The sequence below is a fragment of the Verrucosispora sp. TAA-831 genome, from assembly GCF_050780145.1.
GTDB lineage: Bacteria > Actinomycetota > Actinomycetes > Mycobacteriales > Micromonosporaceae > Micromonospora.
In genome coordinates, this window is sequence record NZ_CP192240.1 from 5,476,196 (window position 1) to 5,492,841 (window position 16,646).

At 74.1% G+C, this 16,646-nt stretch carries 13 protein-coding genes and 1 pseudogene; 3 read left to right on the forward strand and 11 right to left on the reverse strand.

The features are described 5' to 3' along the window. Positions 1-242 precede the first annotated feature (242 nt). From cobA to cobC, 3 genes are read right to left on the reverse strand one after another with little or no spacing between them, the layout of a single operon-like run. Complete coding sequence (cobA, locus tag ACQVFL_RS24255; RefSeq protein ID WP_396690923.1) at positions 243-1,490, reverse strand: uroporphyrinogen-III C-methyltransferase; 1,248 nt, start codon at positions 1,488-1,490, stop codon at positions 243-245. Next, on the reverse strand, positions 1,487-2,569 hold the full coding sequence (gene cobT / locus ACQVFL_RS24260; protein WP_431729883.1) for a nicotinate-nucleotide--dimethylbenzimidazole phosphoribosyltransferase: 1,083 nt from the start codon (positions 2,567-2,569) through the stop codon (positions 1,487-1,489). Before cobT ends, cobA begins: the two co-directional genes overlap by 4 nt. Continuing rightward, entirely contained in the window at positions 2,569-3,651 is a 1,083-nt protein-coding gene (cobC, locus tag ACQVFL_RS24265) for an Rv2231c family pyridoxal phosphate-dependent protein CobC (protein WP_431727673.1), read from the reverse strand. The genes cobT and cobC overlap by 1 nt, the downstream gene beginning before the upstream one ends. Positions 3,652-3,772: 121 nt before the next feature. Here cobC and ACQVFL_RS24270 point away from each other — a divergent pair, with 121 nt between their 5' ends. Continuing rightward, positions 3,773-5,905 (forward strand): transglycosylase domain-containing protein, encoded by a 2,133-nt coding sequence (locus ACQVFL_RS24270; RefSeq protein WP_396690920.1) that lies wholly within the window; start codon positions 3,773-3,775, stop codon positions 5,903-5,905. Positions 5,906-5,930: 25 nt separating this feature from the next. Here ACQVFL_RS24270 and ACQVFL_RS24275 read toward each other — a convergent pair whose 3' ends face one another. After that, positions 5,931-7,388, reverse strand: a complete 1,458-nt coding sequence (locus tag ACQVFL_RS24275) for a cobyrinate a,c-diamide synthase (RefSeq protein ID WP_396690918.1) — start codon at positions 7,386-7,388, stop codon at positions 5,931-5,933. A gap of 237 nt (positions 7,389-7,625) precedes the next feature. Between ACQVFL_RS24275 and ACQVFL_RS24280 the strand changes: the two genes are divergently transcribed. Next, the gene (locus ACQVFL_RS24280) at positions 7,626-8,477 is read left to right on the forward strand and encodes an SURF1 family cytochrome oxidase biogenesis protein (RefSeq protein ID WP_431727674.1); all 852 of its coding nucleotides are present in this window, start codon (positions 7,626-7,628) and stop codon (positions 8,475-8,477) included. 5 nt (positions 8,478-8,482) lie between these two features. Here ACQVFL_RS24280 and ACQVFL_RS24285 read toward each other — a convergent pair whose 3' ends face one another. The 4 genes from ACQVFL_RS24285 to ACQVFL_RS24300 all read right to left on the reverse strand — a co-directional run bounded on the left by ACQVFL_RS24285 (position 8,483) and on the right by ACQVFL_RS24300 (position 12,411). Beyond that, positions 8,483-10,051, reverse strand: coding sequence for an ATP-dependent DNA ligase (locus ACQVFL_RS24285; RefSeq protein ID WP_431727675.1), 1,569 nt, complete (start codon positions 10,049-10,051; stop codon positions 8,483-8,485). 63 nt (positions 10,052-10,114) lie between these two features. Then, entirely contained in the window at positions 10,115-10,321 is a 207-nt protein-coding gene (locus tag ACQVFL_RS24290) for a hypothetical protein (protein WP_117230950.1), read from the reverse strand. Positions 10,322-10,384: 63 nt separating this feature from the next. Next, on the reverse strand, positions 10,385-11,740 hold the full coding sequence (locus ACQVFL_RS24295) for a dipeptidase (RefSeq protein ID WP_431729884.1): 1,356 nt from the start codon (positions 11,738-11,740) through the stop codon (positions 10,385-10,387). An 11-nt stretch (positions 11,741-11,751) separates the two neighbouring features. Then, complete coding sequence (locus tag ACQVFL_RS24300) at positions 11,752-12,411, reverse strand: uridine kinase (RefSeq protein ID WP_396690913.1); 660 nt, start codon at positions 12,409-12,411, stop codon at positions 11,752-11,754. Between the two features lie 93 nt (positions 12,412-12,504). Between ACQVFL_RS24300 and ACQVFL_RS24305 the strand changes: the two genes are divergently transcribed. Then, positions 12,505-12,906: a rhodanese-like domain-containing protein gene (locus tag ACQVFL_RS24305; protein ID WP_396691029.1), complete on the forward strand. Its 402-nt coding sequence runs from the start codon at positions 12,505-12,507 to the stop codon at positions 12,904-12,906. Positions 12,907-12,964: 58 nt separating this feature from the next. Here ACQVFL_RS24305 and ACQVFL_RS24310 read toward each other — a convergent pair whose 3' ends face one another. From ACQVFL_RS24310 to ACQVFL_RS24320, 3 genes and pseudogenes are all read right to left on the reverse strand, one after another. Further along, complete coding sequence (locus ACQVFL_RS24310; protein WP_431727676.1) at positions 12,965-14,503, reverse strand: cobyric acid synthase; 1,539 nt, start codon at positions 14,501-14,503, stop codon at positions 12,965-12,967. Beyond that, a complete protein-coding gene (locus tag ACQVFL_RS24315; protein ID WP_431727677.1) occupies positions 14,500-15,486 on the reverse strand; it encodes a cobalamin biosynthesis protein in 987 nt (328 codons plus the stop codon). The genes ACQVFL_RS24310 and ACQVFL_RS24315 overlap by 4 nt, the downstream gene beginning before the upstream one ends. 617 nt (positions 15,487-16,103) lie before the next feature. Continuing rightward, a pseudogene (locus tag ACQVFL_RS24320) lies at positions 16,104-16,542 on the reverse strand (single-stranded DNA-binding protein); the annotation flags it as partial. Between the last annotated feature and the right edge of the window lie 104 nt (positions 16,543-16,646).

Sequence of the window (16,646 nt, forward strand, 5' to 3'; positions counted from 1 at the left end):
CCCCGCCGCGCAGACCTGCCCACCACGCGAACAGACCCCGAGCGAGCCCACAGCGAACGGGAACAACGAGCGGTGGAGCGTCGTTGTATCGGGCGTCGGTGTGATCCAGTGTCCCCGGGCCTCACCTAAATTGCCGTCGCGGAATACCGTTCGGCTGGAGCCGCGTCGCGCCACTCGCCGAGAGGCGACCTGCACACCGACCTGCTGGCCGGCACCCCCTCGGGGTGCCGGCCGGTCGTATTTCAGTCGGACAGGTCGAGGGCGGTGACCACGTCACCGAGTACGACCACGGCGGGCGGGCGCAGTCCTGCGTCGGCCACGGCGGCGGCGACCTCGCCGAGCGGGGCGCGTACGACCCGCTCCGAGCCGGTGGTGGCTTCCTGGATCACGGCCGCCGGGGTGTCGGCCGGTCGGCCGTGCGCCAGCAGAGTGGCGGTGATCTTCGGCAGGTTCTTGAGCCCCATCAGGATCACCAGCGTGCCCCGGAGACCGGCGAGGGCCTCCCAACGCACCAGCGAGTCCGGCGAGTCGGGCGCGACATGGCCGGACACCACCGTGAACTCGTGGGCCACGCCCCGGTGGGTGACCGGGACGCCGGCCGCCGCGGGGGCGGCGATGGAGCTGGTCACGCCGGGCACCACGGTCACCGGTACGCCAGCCTCCGCGCAGGCCAGCAGTTCCTCACCGCCACGGCCGAAGACGTACGGGTCGCCGCCCTTGAGCCGGACCACGAAGGCCCCGGCCCGTGCCCGGTCGACCAGGATCTGGTTGATCTCCTCCTGGGTACGGGACGGGCCGTACGGGATCTTGGAGGCGTCCACCAGTTCCACGCCGGTGCGCAGTTCGTCGAGCAGCAGGCCGGGCACCAGCCGGTCGGCGACCACGACGTCTGCCTCGGTGAGCAGCCGCCAGCCCTTGAGCGTGATCAGTTCGGCGTCGCCCGGCCCCGCACCGACAAGGGCGACCTCGCCGCCTCGACCCGTCCGGGTGTTAACAAGGGGCCCTTCCTCTACCTGAGGCGTTAGTAAGGTGCCCTTCCTTACGTGCAGGAGGGTGCGGATGGCGTCTCGGACGGTCATCGCGCGGTGCGGGTCGCCGCCGCCGAGGACGCCCACGGTGACCGGGCCGTGCCGGGTCACCGCCGGGGTCCAGGCGGTCGCCGCCTCGCGGTCGTCGGCGCGTACGCAGAAGATCCGCCGCTCGGCGGCGGCGGCGCTGACCGTGGCGGCGGCGACCGGATCGTCGATGGCGACCTGCACCAGCCAGGCGCCGTCGAGGTCCTCGGGGACGAAGCGGCGCTCTGCCCAGCGCAGCCGTCCGGCGTCGGCGTGGGCGCGCAGTGCCGGACTGATCTCGGGCGTCACCAGCAGCACGTCCGCGCCGGCGTCGAGCAGGGCGGGTACCCGGCGGGTGGCCACCGTTCCCCCGCCGACCACGACCACCGGCAGGCCGGCCAGGCGCAGTCCGAGCGGGTAGGGGTTCACGCTCACTTCTCGGCCACCCCGGCCGAGTCGAAGGTGGCGACCTCGTGCAGCACCCGGGCCGCGCCGGTGACCACGGGCAGGGCCAGCAGGGCGCCGGTGCCCTCGCCCAGCCGCAGGCCGAGGTCGATCAGCGGGGCCAGGCCGAGTCGGCGCAGCGCGACGGTGGCGCCCGGCTCGGCGGAGCGGTGTCCGGCGATCATCGCGCCGACCGCGTCGGGGGCGAGCGCCGCGGCGACGAGTGCGGCGGAGACCGCGATCACGCCGTCCAGCAGCACCGGTACGCGTCGCGCGGCGGCGCCGAGCACGAACCCGGTCAAGGCGGCGTGCTCCAGCCCGCCGACGGCGGCGAGCACTCCCAGTGGGTCGTCCAGGTCGGGGGCGTGTCGGTGCAGCGCGGCCCGCACCACCTCGATCTTGTGCTGGTACGTCGGGTCGTCCACGCCGGTGCCCCGGCCGGTCGCCTCACCGGCGTCGACGCCGGTGAGGGCGGCGATGAGCGCGGCGGCGGGTGTGGTGTTGCCGATGCCCATGTCCCCGGTGAGCAGGATCCTCGCGCCCGCGTCGATCAGCTCTCCGGCGACCCGGATGCCGACCTCGATCGCCGCCGTGGCCTCCTCGCGGGTCAGCGCGGCGGTGACGGTCAGGTCGCGGGTGCCTCGGCGTACCGGGGCGGTGACGAGTCGGGGCAGGCCGTTGTTGGTGTCCGCGTCGGTCGGGTCGGGGGCGGGCAGCGGGGTGGCCACCCCGACGTCGACCACGGTGACCGAGGCACCGGCCTGCCGGGCGAACGCGTTGACGACGGCGCCGCCGGCCAGGAAGTTGCCGACCATCTGCCCGGTGACCTCCTGCGGCCAGGGGCTGACCCGTTGGGCGTGCACGCCGTGGTCTCCGGCGAAGATCGCCACTGCGGCCGGGGTCGGCAGCGGCGGCGGGCAGGTGCCGGCCAGGCCGGCGAGGCGGACGGACAGCTCCTCCAGGGCGCCGAGCGAGCCGGCCGGCTTGGTCAGCCGGGCCTGCAACTGGCGGGCCGCGGTCATCGCCGGCTCGTCGAGCGGGCCGATCGCCGCGATGGTGGTCTCCAGCATCATGCCTCCAGGATCCCCGCCAGCACCTCGATGAACGCGTCCGTGGTCGCCCGATCCCGTACGGCGATCCGCAGCCAGTCTGGTCCGAGTCCGGGGAAGGTGTCGCCCCGACGTACCGCCCAGCCGTGTTCGCGCAGGTCGGCGCGGAGCCGGTCGGCACCGGGCCGGTGCACGAGGACGAAGGCGCTGGCCGGGCGGCCGGCGACGCGTACGCCGGGCATGGTCGACAGCCGGTCGACCAGGTGGGCGCGGTCGGCGGCGAGTTGTGCGGCGATGGCGCGTTCGGCCTGGACCGCGACGTCGGTGGCGCAGGCGGACGCGGCGGCCAGGGCGGGGGTGGCGACCGCCCAGAGCGGCTGTACGGCGGCGAGCCGTGCCAGCAGCGTCGCCTCGCCGAGCAGGTAGCCGATCCGGAGTCCGGCGAGTCCCCAGGTCTTGGTGAGGCTGCGGCCGACCAGCAGCCCGGGCAGGTCACGCCGGGCGGCCAGCGACTCGGGTTCGCCGGGTACGTCGGGCGCGGCGGTGGTGTCGGCGAACGCCTCGTCGATCACCAGGACCCGGCCGGGGCGGGCCAGGGCGGCCAGGTCGGCGGCGGGGTGCAGGACCGAGGTGGGGTTGGTCGGGTTGCCGATCATGACGAGGTCGGCGTCGGCCGGGATCCGGTCGGGGTGCAGCCGGAAGTCGTCGGCCGCGTCGAGCAGGACCCGCTCCACGGTGTGCCCGGCGGCCCGCAGCGCGGCCTCCGGTTCGGTGAACTGCGGGTGCACCACCACCGGTCGGCGTACCCCGCGCAGCGCCTGGGCCAGTAGCACGAAGCCCTCGGCGGCACCGGCGGTGAGCAGCACCTCCTCCGGCGGGCGGCGATGTCGGGCGGCGACGGCGGCGCGGGCCGGACGCGGGTCCGGGTAGCCGGCGAGGTCGGCCAGGGTGGCTCTGATCGGGTCGGCCAGCCAGGTCGGCATCGGGGCGCGCCGGACGTTGACGGCGAGGTCGACCAGGCCGTCGCCGACCTCCGCGTCACCGTGGTGCGCGAGGTCGGGTCCGGGGGTCGGGTGGGACGCTCCGGTGAGCGGACCGTGCATGCCCGCGATCCTGCCGGGAAGGCGGCGCGGGCGACAGCAGCGGGTGGCGTGCTCCGCATCACCACTGATCACTTCATGAGTATTTCTCATGTACGAATCGGAAATGTCATAACTTGTCGGTGTGAGTAATCGACCCCTTGCCGCCGCAGGTCGACTCGTTCCTCTCCTCCGCGCCGGGCTGATCGCCGGTGTCGTCGTCGCCGCCGTCGCGTACCCCGTGGTCGCCGTGACCGGCCTCGGCGCCAAGGCCACCGCGCACGCCGTGGAGAGCAAGACCCGCCTGCTGGCCACCGCCCTGCCCGCCGAGACCTCCTACCTGTACGCGCCCGACGGCAAGACCCTGCTGACCATGTTCTTCGAGGAGTACCGGCAGTACACCAAGGTGGCCGACATCTCCCCGCACATGCAGCAGGCGATCGTCGCCGCCGAGGACAACCGCTTCTACCAGCACCACGGCGTCGACCCGAAGGGCGTCGGCCGTGCCTTCGTGGCCAACGCCCGCTCCAGCGGCGTCTCCCAGGGCGCCTCCACGCTGACCATGCAGTACGTGCGGATGGCGCTGCGGGACAGCGCCACCACGCCCAAGGAGGTGCAGGAGGCCACCGCGCAGACGCCGATCCGCAAGGTCAAGGAGATGCGGATGGCGGTCGACCTGGAGAAGGAGTTGAGCAAGGAGGAGATCCTGGAGCGCTACCTCAACTCGGCGTACTTCGGTCACCGCGCGTACGGCATCTACGCCGCCAGCGAGATCTTCTTCTCCAAGACGCCGAAGGAACTCACCCCGGTCGAGGCGGCCACCCTCGCCGGTCTGGTGAAGTCCCCGTCGCAGTACGACCCGGCCAGCTCTGACCAGAAGGACGCCACCACGCGGCGCAACTACGTGCTCGACAACATGGCGCGGCTGGGCTACCTGTCGCCGAACGCCGCTCAGGCGGCCAAGGGCGAGCCGATCCGGCTGCGGTTGACCTACCCGCCCAACGACTGCGCGGCGGTGCCGGAGAAGTGGAACAGTTGGGGCTTCCTCTGCGACTACCTCAAGAACTGGTGGAGCGCCCAGCCCGCGTTCGGCAAGAACCGCCTGGAACGCCTGGACAAGCTGCGGCGGGGCGGCTACCGCATCGTGCTCAGCATGGATCCGAAGGTCCAGGAGGCGGCGGAGAAGAACGTCGGCACCGAGGGCAACACCGGCAGCCCGTTCGCCAACGGCATCGTGGTCTCCGAGCCGGGCACCGGCCGGGTCAAGGCGATGGCGGTGAACCGTACCTACTCGCTGAAGGTGGACGAGAACCCGCTCAGCTCCAACCCGGAGGCGGGCCCGAACGTCCGGGCCAACTACCCGAACACGGTGGCGCCGCTGATGGGCGGCGGTGACCTGCCGGGCTACCAGGCCGGGTCGACGTTCAAGATGTTCCCGATGCTGGCCGCGCTGGACGCCGGCATGACGCTGAACACCACCTTCAACGCGCCGCACAGCTACCGCTCCGAGATCTACGACGGCTGGCAGCCCTCCAACGCCAGCGGCGCGATGAGCGGTACGCAGACCATGTGGTCCGGCTTCGGCAAGTCGGTGAACACCTACTTCGTCTGGCTGGAGGAGCAGGTCGGGGCGGAGAAGGCCGTCCGGCTCGCCGAGCAGTTGGGGCTGCGCTGGCGTACCGACGTGGACCGCGACCATGCCTCACCGGCGAAGGCGAACAAGTGGGGCGCGTTCACGCTCGGCGTCTCCGACGCCACCCCGCTGGAGATGGCCAACGCGTACGCGGCCATCGCCGCCGACGGGCGCTACTGCGAGGCGATCCCGGTGAACGCGATCTACAACCGGGACGGCACGCCCGCGATGTTCACCACCCCGGGCGGCATCCAACGCGAGATCGCCAAGCCGCGCTGCCGCCAGGTGGTCGACGCCGACGCGGCACGGGCCGCGACCGACGCGGCACGCTGTCCCACCGGGGACACCCCGGCCAGGGGAAGCTGCGGTGGCTGGTCGACCGCGGACAGCGTGCGCGGCACGGTGGGCCGCCCGGTGGCCGGCAAGACCGGTACCACGGACAGCACCCGGTCGGCCTGGTTCGTCGGCTACACCCCGGAACTGGCCGCGGCCAGCTTCATCTCCGATCCGGACAACCCGTTCAACGCGGTCGGCGACGGTCAGTCGCAGATCCCGATCGCGGCGGTGTCGAACACGCTCCGCGACGCCCTCAAGGGCACCCCGACGCGGGACTTCGTACCGCCGTCGGACCGGATAGTCGGCTGAGGACCGGCACACGCCGGAGCGCCGCTCAGGCCGGCGCTCCGGCGGCCGGTTCGGCCGCCACCACACTGGCCGGCGCGATCGGGACACCCAGGTCGGGACCGGCCGGAATCGCGGCCGGCTCGGTGGCCGCGGCGGCGACCAGGCGCGCGCCGATCCGGGGGTACGCGGCCCAGTGCGGGACGAGTTGGGAGGCGTGCACGCCGCGCCAGACGAAGCCCTCCGGCGCGCCACCCGCCCAGCCCCACGCCGGACGTGGCCCACCCCGCGGGGTGAGCACCGCACGGTGTTCCTTGTGCCCGGTCACCACCTCGCCCCGGTTCGCCACCACGCTGTCGCTCTGGGCGGTCGCCTCGCGGTAGCCGACCACCAGACCGTCCCGGATGCTGCCGATCGCGTCGAGCACGCCGCACATCGGCAACCCGTCGAGTTCCCGGGCCAGCCAGAGCAGCCCGGTCCCCTCGGCGACGACCGGCCGACCGGTACGCGCCAACTCGGCCACCGCGATGCAGAGCCGCCGGTTGGCGGAGAGCTGCGCGGCGTACGACTCGGGCAGCGCGCCGCCGACCACCAGCGCCCGGGTGCCGGTCGGCAGCACCTCGTCGACGAACGGGTCGAGCGTCACCACCTCGGCACCGGCGGCGCGCAGCAGCTCGGCGGTCTCGGCGTGGCTGAAACTGCCGCCCGGTCCACCGGCCACCGCGACCAGAGGGCGTCCGGCACCGGCCGGCAGCGGCGGGGCGACGGCCTCCTCCGGCTGCGGCGACCACGGCGACACCGCCAGTTCGGGGGCCGACCGGGCCAGCCCGAGCAGTCGTTCCAGGTCGACGGTGGCGGCCACCGCCTCACCGAGTCGGCGGACCGCCCGGGTGGCCTCGCCGCCCTTCTCCAGCACCGGCATCACCCCGTGCCGTCGACTCGGCAGCACGGCCGGCAGGTCCTGACGACGCAGCGCGCCGTAGACGGGTACGCCGATGTCGTCGAGCGCCTCGCGCAGCAGCGTCTCGTGCCGGGCCGAGGCCACCCGGTTGAGGATCACGCCACCGATCCAGAGCTGCTCGTCGTAGGCCCGGAAGCCGTGCACCAGGGCGGCCACCGACTGACCCATCGCCGCGACGTCGACCACCATCACGACCGGGCTGCGCAGGGCGGTGGCGACCGCCGCGGTCGACTCGGTCTCGCAGCGTCCGCTGAGGCTGTCGTAGAGGCCCATGCTGCCCTGCACCACGGCGAGCCCGGTGTCGGCGGCACCGTGCAGCAGCAGCGGCGCGAGCCGGTCGGTGCCCATCAGCCGGGGGTCGAGGGTGCGTCCGGGTCGACCGGCGGCGAGCCCGAGGTAGGCGGCGTCGACCGGATCCGGACCGATCTTGAACCCGGCCACGTCGAGGCCGCGGTCGGCGAACGCGGCGAGGATGCCGATCGCCAACGCGTTCTTGCCGTGCCCCGACGAGGGGGCACTGAGCACCAGACGCGGCACGACGGTCATCATCGACTCCTCGCGAGCGGAGAGCGTGCCGACCGTCGGCGCGCCCCGTGCGCGTGACGATAACCCACGCCGGACGCCCGTAGGCGCCGCCCGGCGTCCCGATCCGCTTCGATCCGCCCGACCGGAGCGGACCGCCCCGGAGCCGACACGCTCCGTCGTCGACCGGCCCGTCTCCCGGCCGTCACGTCGACCGGCGGGGCGGCGCAGTGGCGCCCGTCATACGGGTAGCCTCGTGGCGTGTACCGGTTCCTGCTGACGCCGCGCTGGCTGGGCATCCTCGCGCTGACCCTGGTCCTCGCCTCGATCATGGTGATGCTCGGCAACTGGCAACTGGACCGCTACCACGGTCGGACGGCGGTCAACGAGCGCATCGACGCCGGCCTACGGATGGACCCGGTGCCGTTGCGTGAGGCGGTGCCCGCGCCGAGCGGTGGCCCCGGCAGCGTCGGCCCGGCACCGGCCGAGGACCGGACCTTCATCCGGGTGATCGCGACCGGCCGGTACGACACCGACAACGTGGTCCTCGTCCGGGGCCGGACGGTGGACAGCAAGGTCGGCTTCGAGGTGCTCACCCCCCTGGTGCTGGCCGACGGCACCGCCGTCCTGGTCAACCGGGGCTGGGTCCCACCGGCGCCGGGCGGGGCGATGGCGCAGCCCGAGGTGCCGGCGACACCGCCCGGTGAGGTGACCGTCGAGGGCCGGGTGCACGCCAGCGAGAGCGGCTCCGGGAACGTGGCCCGCCGCGAGGGCCGGTTGGAGACCCGTCGGGTCGCCGTTCCGCAGCTCGCCGCGCAGATGCCGTACCCGGTGCACGGGGCGTACGTGCTGCTCGACGAGCAGACCCCGGCCGCCGACCCGGTGTTCCGGGCGGTGCCGGTGGGGCACGCCAACAACTGGCAGAACCTCGGGTACGTGGTGCAGTGGTGGATCTTCGCGGCGATGACGCTGTTCGGCTACGGCTGGATCGCCCGCCGGGAGGCCCGCCGACTGGCCGGGATCAGCGACGACGACCGTCCCCGCGACCGGGCCGCCGACCCGGCACCGAGCAGCCCCGCCGCGAGCAGCTCTGCCCCGACCAGCCCGGCCTGAGCCGGTCAGCCGCCCGCGCGGCCGGCGTGGATGGCGCGTACGGCGTCGATGGTGTCGGCCTCGGCGGCGGTCTTGTCGTCGCGGTAGCGGACCACCCGGGCGAACCGGAGCGCCACCCCACCCGGATAGCGTGAGCTGGTCTGCACCCCGTCGAAGGCGATCTCCACGACCTGCTCGGGCCGGACCCGCACCAGCCAGTCCCCGCGCTCCACGGCGAGCTCCAGGAAGCGTTCGGTCTGCCAGCGCAACAGCTCGTCGGTGAGCCCCTTGAAGGTCTTGCCGAGCATCACGAACCCGCCGGTGGCCGGATCACGCGCACCGAGGTGCAGGTTCGACAGCCAGCCGCCGCGCCGGCCACTGCCCCACTCCACGCCGAGCACCACCAGGTCGAGGGTGTGCCGGGGCTTCACCTTCACCCAGGCCGCACCGCGCCGACCCGCGTCGTAGGGTGCGTCGGGCGACTTCACCACGACGCCCTCCTGCCCGGCGTCGAGCGCGGCGGCGAACGCCGCGCCGGCCTGCTCCGGCCCGTCCACCTCGATCCGCCCGACCAGCACCGACGCGTCGACCGTGGCGGCGAGCGCGGCCCACCGCTCGCGGCCGGGCAGGTCGATCAGATCCGTGCCGTCGAGGTGCAGCAGGTCGAAGAAGTACGGCGTGAGCACGGTCTCGCCGGTCCGGGCGGCGGCGGCACGGACCGCCGGAGCGACGGACGCCCCGCCGCCCCGCCGGGCGGCGGCACTCGACGTCTGCTGGAACGGCAGCGGTCGGCCGGTGGCGTCCAGCCCGATCGCCTCCCCGTCGAGCACCAGCTCGCGGGCGGGCAGGGCGCGGACGGCGGCGACCACCTCCGGCACCCGGCCGGTGATCTCGTCGAGGCTGCGGGTGAACACGGCGATGTCGTCGCCGCTGCGGTGCACCTGGATGCGGATGCCGTCCAGTTTCACGTCGACCACGGCGGGGGTGCCGGTGGCGGTGAGCGCCTCGTCGACCGTGGCGGCGCTCTGCGCCAGCATCGGGGCGAGCGGTCGCCCGACCCGCAACCCGAACTCGGCCAGTGCCGGGGCACCGCCGTCGAGCGCGGCCACCGCGACCGCCCGCAGGTCACCGGCGAGCAGCAGGGCCCGGCGTACCGCGCCGACCGGCACCTCGGCGGCCCGGGCGATCGCGTCGGCCAGCAGCCCGGCCTGGGCGCCCTGCCGCAGTTCGCCGAGGAAGAGGCCGGTCAGCACGCGCTGCTCCTCGGCGGTGGCGGCGGTGTAGAGCGCGGCCACCAGATCGCGGCGGCGGGCCTGCGAGCCCGCGCCGTGCACCGCGGCGATCTCGTCGATGGCCGCGTCGACCCCGGCCACGGTCAGCGTCGCCTCGGCCGCCGGTGGCGGCAGGTCGCGCAGTGCGGCCCAGCCGACTCCGGTCTGTCGTTGGCGCAGCTCGCCCGCGAGCCAACCGGCTCCGGCCGCCACCTCGTCCGGGTCCAGCCGGCGCAGGGCGTCGGCGAGCAGCTCGACCTTGGCCCGTCGGCCGCTGACGGCACCGACGGCTGCGGAGGTGGCAGCCAGGTCGAGGAAACGCACGTCCTCATCCTGCCAGCCACCCCCGACAGCGGGTGTCACCTGCGCGGGAGCTGCTCCGGCGGGTCAGGCCGGGACCGGCTCCTCGACCCGCAGACCGCGCGCGCGGACCTCCTCGGCGATGCGGGACAACGACGCGTCCACGGCGACCAGAGCGGCGGACAGCTCGGCGAGCTGTTCCTTGAGCGTGGCCTCGGGCCACGCGGAGACGTCGACGTCCCCCAGAGCGCTGACGGCGGCCTCCAGACGGGCCATCACCTCGTTCGTACGCATGTTCGAGAGGCTACAACAGCCGCGCGTCCGACACGCCGGAAACAGCCACCATTCGCGCGAAAGTCACCGAGTCGGTGCCGTGCCCGCCTCGGCCACCTTGGCCAGCAACAACGCCTCCGCCAGGCAGACCCGGGCGAACTCGCCCAGGTGCAGGCTCTCGTTCGGCCCGTGCGCCCGCGCGTGCGGGTCCTCCACCCCGGTCACCAGGATCGCGGCCTGCGGGAACATCTCCTGGAAGGTGGCGATGAACGGGATCGACCCGCCGACGCCGATGTCCACCGGATCGGTGCCCTCCCAGGCGGCGCGGAAGGCCGCGCGGGCCGCGTCGTAGACCGGGCCGGAGGCGTCGATGACGCAGGGCGCGCCGTCGTGCTCGAAGGTGACGTCGACCTGGGCGCCCCACGGCGCGTACCGCTCCAGGTGGTCACGCAGCGCGAGGTACGCCTGCTTCGGCTCGTCGCCCGGCGCCAGCCGCAGGCTCAGCTTCGCCTTGGCGGCCGGCACCAGCGCGTTCGGCGCCTCGGCGGTGGCCGGGGCGTCGATGCCGAGCACGGCCAGCGCGGGCCGCGTCCAGAGCCGGTCGGTGATCCGGCCGGAGCCGATCAGGCGTACGCCCTCGGCGAGCCCCGCCTCGGCCCGGAACCGGTCCTCGGGGTAGTCGACGCTCGCCTCGTCCCGGCCGACCAGCCCCTCCACCACCACGTTCCCGGCCTCGTCGTGCAGCGTGGCCAGCAACCGGACCAGCGTGGTGAGCGCGTCCGGCACCGCTCCGCCGAACATGCCGCTGTGCACGGCGTGGTCCAGGGTGCGCACCTCGACGAAGCAGTTGACGATGCCGCGCAGCGAGGTGGTCAGCGCCGGTACGCCGACGTCCCAGTTGGTCGAGTCGGCGATCACGATGACGTCCGAGGCGATCGTCTCGCGGTGGTCGGCGAGCAACTGCTCCAGCGAGTCGGAGCCGTACTCCTCCTCCCCCTCGACGAACAGCACCACGCCGACGGGTAGGCGGTCGCCGAAGGCCCGCAACGCGGCGACGTGCGCCATGATGCCGGCCTTGTCGTCGGCGGCACCCCGGGCATAGAGCCGCCCGTCCCGCTCGACCGGCTCGAACGGGTCGGACTCCCACAGTGTCCGGTCCCCGACCGGCTGCACGTCGTGGTGGGCGTAGAGCATGACGGTGGGCGCGCCGGGCGGGGCCGCCCTACGGCCGATCACCGCAGGCTGGCCGCCGGCCCGCACGATCTCGACGTCGAGACCGCAGCCGCGCAGCAGCTCGGCCACCGCCTCGGCGGAGCGCTCCACGTGCGAGTGGTCGAATCCCTCGAAGGCGATGCCCGGGATACGGACGAGGCGTTCCAGGTCGGCCCGGACGCCGGGCAGTTCCCGGGTCACGGCCTCCCGCAACTCGGACTCGGTCATGATCGGTGAGGTCATGACCGGCATGGTATGCCGCCCCGACCTGCGGTTCCCGGCCGAGCCAGATAGTAGTGACGGTCATCGTGCGGCAACCCGGGGTCACCGTCGACCACCAGATCGGCCCGCGCCTGCGTGTCGTCGGCGGCGAAGTGCGCCTGCTCGGTGTCGTGCCACCGGCGCAGCTCCGGCAGGATCTCCGGGCCGTCGCGCGCCACCGCGCGGGCCAGTCGCAGCGGTCGCGGGGCGGTGACGAAGACGGCGAGCGTCAGATCCGGACCGGCGGCGGCCCGGGACGTGCTGACCCCCTCGACGATCAGCACCGACGCCACCGGCACCGACACCGGCTCGGGCCGGAAACATCCGCGCACCCAGTCGTAGCGCCGGTACGACCCGGCCCGACCGGACCGCACCGGCCGCAACACGTCACGCTCCAGCCGGGCCCAGAAGGTGAGCTGGTCGTCCCACCCGTCGAGCAGGTCGTCGGTGTGCACCACCGGCGGTCGTACCGCCTCCGGCCCGAGGCCGTCGAGCGCGTCGGCCAGGCACGCGGCGAACAGCGTCTTGCCCGCCCCACTCGGCCCGTCCACGGCCACCAGCCGGGTACGCCCCAACCGGGCCGGTGCCGCCAGCACCCGCCTCGCCAGCCCGGCGTACGACTCGAAGACCACCACCACGGACACCGACGTTACCGATCGGGTTGTCCCGCACCGCTTCGGACCGCGGGGCGGAGCGCCGCACGGCATGATCGTGCCGTGTCCCATTCCGTGATGAGTCCCGGCGTCGAGGCGTTGCTGGAGCAGGCCCGCTCGGGCATGAACCGGCTGACCCCACAGGAGACGGTGCGGGCCGCCGCCCGGGGTGCCCTCGTGATCGACACCCGCACCGACGGGCAGCGGCGGGAACAGGGCGACCTGCCCGGCGTCATCGTGATCGACCGGACCGTCCTGGAATGGCGGCTGGACCCGGCCAGCGACTGGCGCATCCCCGAGGCCACCAGCTACGACATGGAGGTCGTCGTGGTGTGCCGCCAGGGTTACAGCTCCAGCCTGGCGGCGGCCAGCCTGCGCGCCCTCGGGTTGCACAAGGCGACCGACATGATCGGCGGCGTGGAGGCGTGGCGCTCGGCCGGAATGCCCATCTCCGACCAGCCCGCCGACGTCCGCTACTGATTCACCGCACCGCCGGTGCCGGGCGACGACCTCGCCGCGATTGGTGCGAGCGGTGGCGCTAGCCGGGCACGCCGGGCGGGATGAACGGCAGGTCGGCCGGTGGGCCGGACTCGACGAGCCGACGCAGGGCGGCGGTGTCCAGGTGTTCCTCGACCAGGTCGCCGAGCAGGTCGAGGGTGTGTTCGCGGGCGGCGGCGAAGGAGGTGTCCGGGGCGACCCGGAAGCCGGTCCGACCGGCCATCCGAGCGGCCCGGTCGAGGAACCAGCGGCGGAACTCGTCGGACTCGAAGGTGCCGTGCCAGTGCGTACCGTGCACCACCCCCGACACCATCCCCTCGCCGGCACCGGTCGTGTCCCACAGCAGCGGGGTCGCCTCCGGGTCGGTGGCGGAGACGTACCCGTGGTGGATCTCGTAGCCCCGGACCGGAAGCTCCCCGGCGGCGGTGCCGACCGCCTGGCGGACGGTCTTGCGCGGGTCGAAGGTGATCTCGATGGGCAGCAGTCCGAGGCCGTCGACGCTGCCCCGGCGGCTCTCCACCGGGTCGTGGATGGCCCGGGCCAGCATCTGGAAACCGCCGCAGATGCCGAGCAGCGGCCGACCGGCCGCCACGTGCGCGGTGACCGCGTCGGCGAGGCCGGTCTCGCGCAGCCAGGCCAGGTCGGCCACGGTCGACTTGGACCCGGGCAGCACGACCAGGTCGGCGGCGGCCAGTTCGGCCGGTTCGACGGTCAACCGGACCCGCACGCCGGGCTCGGTGGCGAGCGCCTCCACGTCGGTGGCGTTGCTGATCCGGGGTAGCCGCACCACCGCCACGTCGAGCCACTCGGTGCCGCGCGGGGCGGCCGGGCGGCCGAGCACCCGGCCGTAAGCGAGCGAGTCCTCGGCGTCCAGCCACAGGTCCAGCGCCCAGGGCAGGACGCCGTACGTCGGGCGGCCGGTGAGCTGCCGCAGCGTGTCCAGCCCGGGAGCCAGCAGACCGAGGTCACCTCGGAACTTGTTGACCACGAAACCCGCGATCAGGGCCTGGTCGGCGGGTTCGAGCAGGGCCAGCGTGCCGAACATGGCGGCGAACACGCCGCCCCGGTCGATGTCGCCGACCACGATCGTCGGGAACCCGGCGTGCCGGGCCAGCCCCATGTTGACGTAGTCGCCGTCACGCAGGTTGATCTCCGCCGGGCTGCCCGCCCCCTCGCAGATCACCACGTCGTACGCGGACCGTAACTCGGCCAGCGCCGCGTACGCGGTCTCGGACAACCGGGGACGCAGGGTCCGGAACGAGCCGGCGGTCATCGTGTCGACCGCCTCGCCCAACAGCACCACCTGACTGCTCAGGTCGCTACCCGGCTTGAGCAGCACCGGATTGAACCGCAGGTCCGGGGCGAGCCCGCAGGCCGCCGCCTGCATCGCCTGCGCCCGCCCGATCTCACCGCCCCGGCCGTCCGGCCCGACGACCACGGCCGAGTTGTTCGACATGTTCTGCGCCTTGAACGGTGCCACCCGGACGCCCTCCCGGTGCAGCCAGCGGCAGATGCCGGCGGTGAGCACGCTCTTGCCGGCGTCGGAGGTGGTCCCGGCGACCAGCAGGCCACCGCTCACCGCACGCCCGCGAGTCGTCGGGCCACCGCGCCGACCAGCCGACCGACGGTCACCGGATACACCGCCGCGAGGCCCAGCGCGGCCAGGCCGACCGCACCGGAGATCCGGGCGGCCCGAGGCAGGTGCCGGGCCTCCGGACGGGGACCGTCACCGAGGAACGGCCGCACCTCGGACCGACCGAAGTAGACGTTGCGCCCACCGAGCCGGACGCCCAACGCGCCGGCCATCGCCGACTCGCACTGCCCGGCGTTGGGGCTCGGGTGGTCGGCGCGGTCCCGACGCCACACCCGCCAGGCCCGCTCCCGGTCGCCCTTGCCGGCCGGGGCCAGCGCGACGGTCAGCAGGCCGGTCAGCCGGGCCGGCGCCAGGTTCAGCAGGTCGTCGAGCCGGGCGGCCGGGGTGCCGAACCGGGCGTAGCGCGCGTTGCGGTGACCGACCATCGCGTCGAGGGTGTTCACCGCCCGGTAGCCGAGCAGGCCCGGCAGCCCGGCCACGGCGCCCCAGAACAGCGGGGCGACCACGGCGTCCGAGGTGTTCTCGGCCACCGACTCGACCGTGGCCCGGGCCAGTTCCGACTCGTCGAGGGTCGACGGGTCCCGGCCACACAGGTGCCCGAGCCGCGCCCGGGCGGCCGGCAGGTCGCCGCCGCGCAGCGCCCGTCCCATGGTCTGCGCCTCGCGCCGCAGGCTCTGCCCGCCCAGCACCGCGAACGTGCCACCGGCCACCAGCACCGCGCGGGCCAGCGGTTGCCGCCGCGTCGCGTACGTGAGGGCGGCCCCGGCCAGCACCGGACCCCCGACACAGAGCGCGGTGTGGGTGCCACCGGCCAGGCGGTGCGGCCGATAGAGCCGACGTTCCAGGGCGGCGGCGGCCCGGCCGAAGCCGGCCACGGGATGGCCGCGACGCGGGTCACCGAAGTACGCGTCCAACGCGTACCCGGCGACGAGTCCCGCCGCGTTCGCCACCGCACCCGCGTGTCGCACCCGCACCACCTCCGGCCGGCCAGCCTAGCCGAGCCCGGCCACCGCAACCGCCGCTCGACCGAGCCGCCCAGGTCAGACGGGCTGCGGCGCGCGACCCCGCCCGCGTCGGCCACGCCCGGTCACCGTCCCGCCGGCGCCGGACTCGGCCGGAACGTCCGGCGAGGCCGTCGTCGACTCCGCGACGTCGCCGCCCATCTCGCCGGACTCGGACCCACCCGGCGTGCCGTCACCCGTGCCCGGGAGATCGCCCGTGGGCGAGAAGCCGTCCGAGCCCGGAAAATCGCCCGCGAGGCCGCCCGCGATCCGGAGGTCGCCCGTGCCGGAGAAGCCGTCCGCCCCGGTGCCACCGCCCATGCCGGAAAGGCCGTCCGCCCCGCCGACGTCGCCCGTGCCGGGCAGGTCGTCGAAGGGGTCGGGCGGCAGGAGGTCGGCGGCGAGCCGTCGCCGTTGCGCGGTGACCGACGACGGGTCCGAGCCGCCGGGCCGGTCGCTGCGGTCGGGCAGGCCGACGCCGCCCAGGTGCTGCGGGTAGCCGCTGCCCGCCGGGACGTACTCGGACAGCTCGAAGTCGTCGTCGAGCGCCCCGTCCTCGGGCAGGGCGGGCGCGTCGTCGTCCGACACCGGCTCGGTCGGCTCGCCGTGCACCCGCTGCTCGGCCTCGGCGTCGGAGACGGTGCTGGTCGCCAGGTTCGGCTTGTTGCGCAGGAAGCGCCCGCGCCCCCGGGACAGGTCGTGTCCCACCGCCACCGCCTCCAGCTCGTAGAGGGTGCGGTGGTTGCCGGCGTCGTCGGTCCAGTCGCGGGTGTAGAGGCGACCGCAGACCACCACGGGGTCACCGACCATCACCGACGAGGCCACTCCCTCGGCGAGCTTGCGCCAGCAGTTGACGCGTACGCGCAGGCTGTTGCCGTCCACCCACCGCCCGCTGTCCCGGTCGAGGCGGCGGGCGGTGGAGGCGACCTTGAAGTTGGCCACCAGGGTGTTGCTCTGCGTGGTGCGACGCCACTCGGGGGCCGTCAGGACATTCCCGACGACGGTCACGTAGGTGTCGAACATCGTTCCTCCAGCGGAGATCCGGATCGGCTGGTACCGACTCGCCGCCCAGCCTCGGGCCCGTCGGCTGACTCGGGCAGCCCCTCCGGTCGTACCTGTGGACAACC

Bases quoted from the DNA above. Each gene is read 5' to 3' on its own strand.
- cobT (WP_431729883.1), bottom strand. From the start codon at position 2,569: ATGCTGGAGACCACCATCGCGGCGATCGGCCCGCTCGACGAGCCGGCG.
- cobC (WP_431727673.1), bottom strand. From the start codon at position 3,651: ATGCACGGTCCGCTCACCGGAGCGTCCCACCCGACCCCCGGACCCGAC.
- ACQVFL_RS24275 (WP_396690918.1), bottom strand. From the start codon at position 7,388: ATGACCGTCGTGCCGCGTCTGGTGCTCAGTGCCCCCTCGTCGGGGCAC.
- ACQVFL_RS24290 (WP_117230950.1), bottom strand. From the start codon at position 10,321: ATGCGTACGAACGAGGTGATGGCCCGTCTGGAGGCCGCCGTCAGCGCT.
- ACQVFL_RS24295 (WP_431729884.1), bottom strand. From the start codon at position 11,740: ATGACCGAGTCCGAGTTGCGGGAGGCCGTGACCCGGGAACTGCCCGGC.
- ACQVFL_RS24305 (WP_396691029.1), top strand. From the start codon at position 12,505: ATGAGTCCCGGCGTCGAGGCGTTGCTGGAGCAGGCCCGCTCGGGCATG.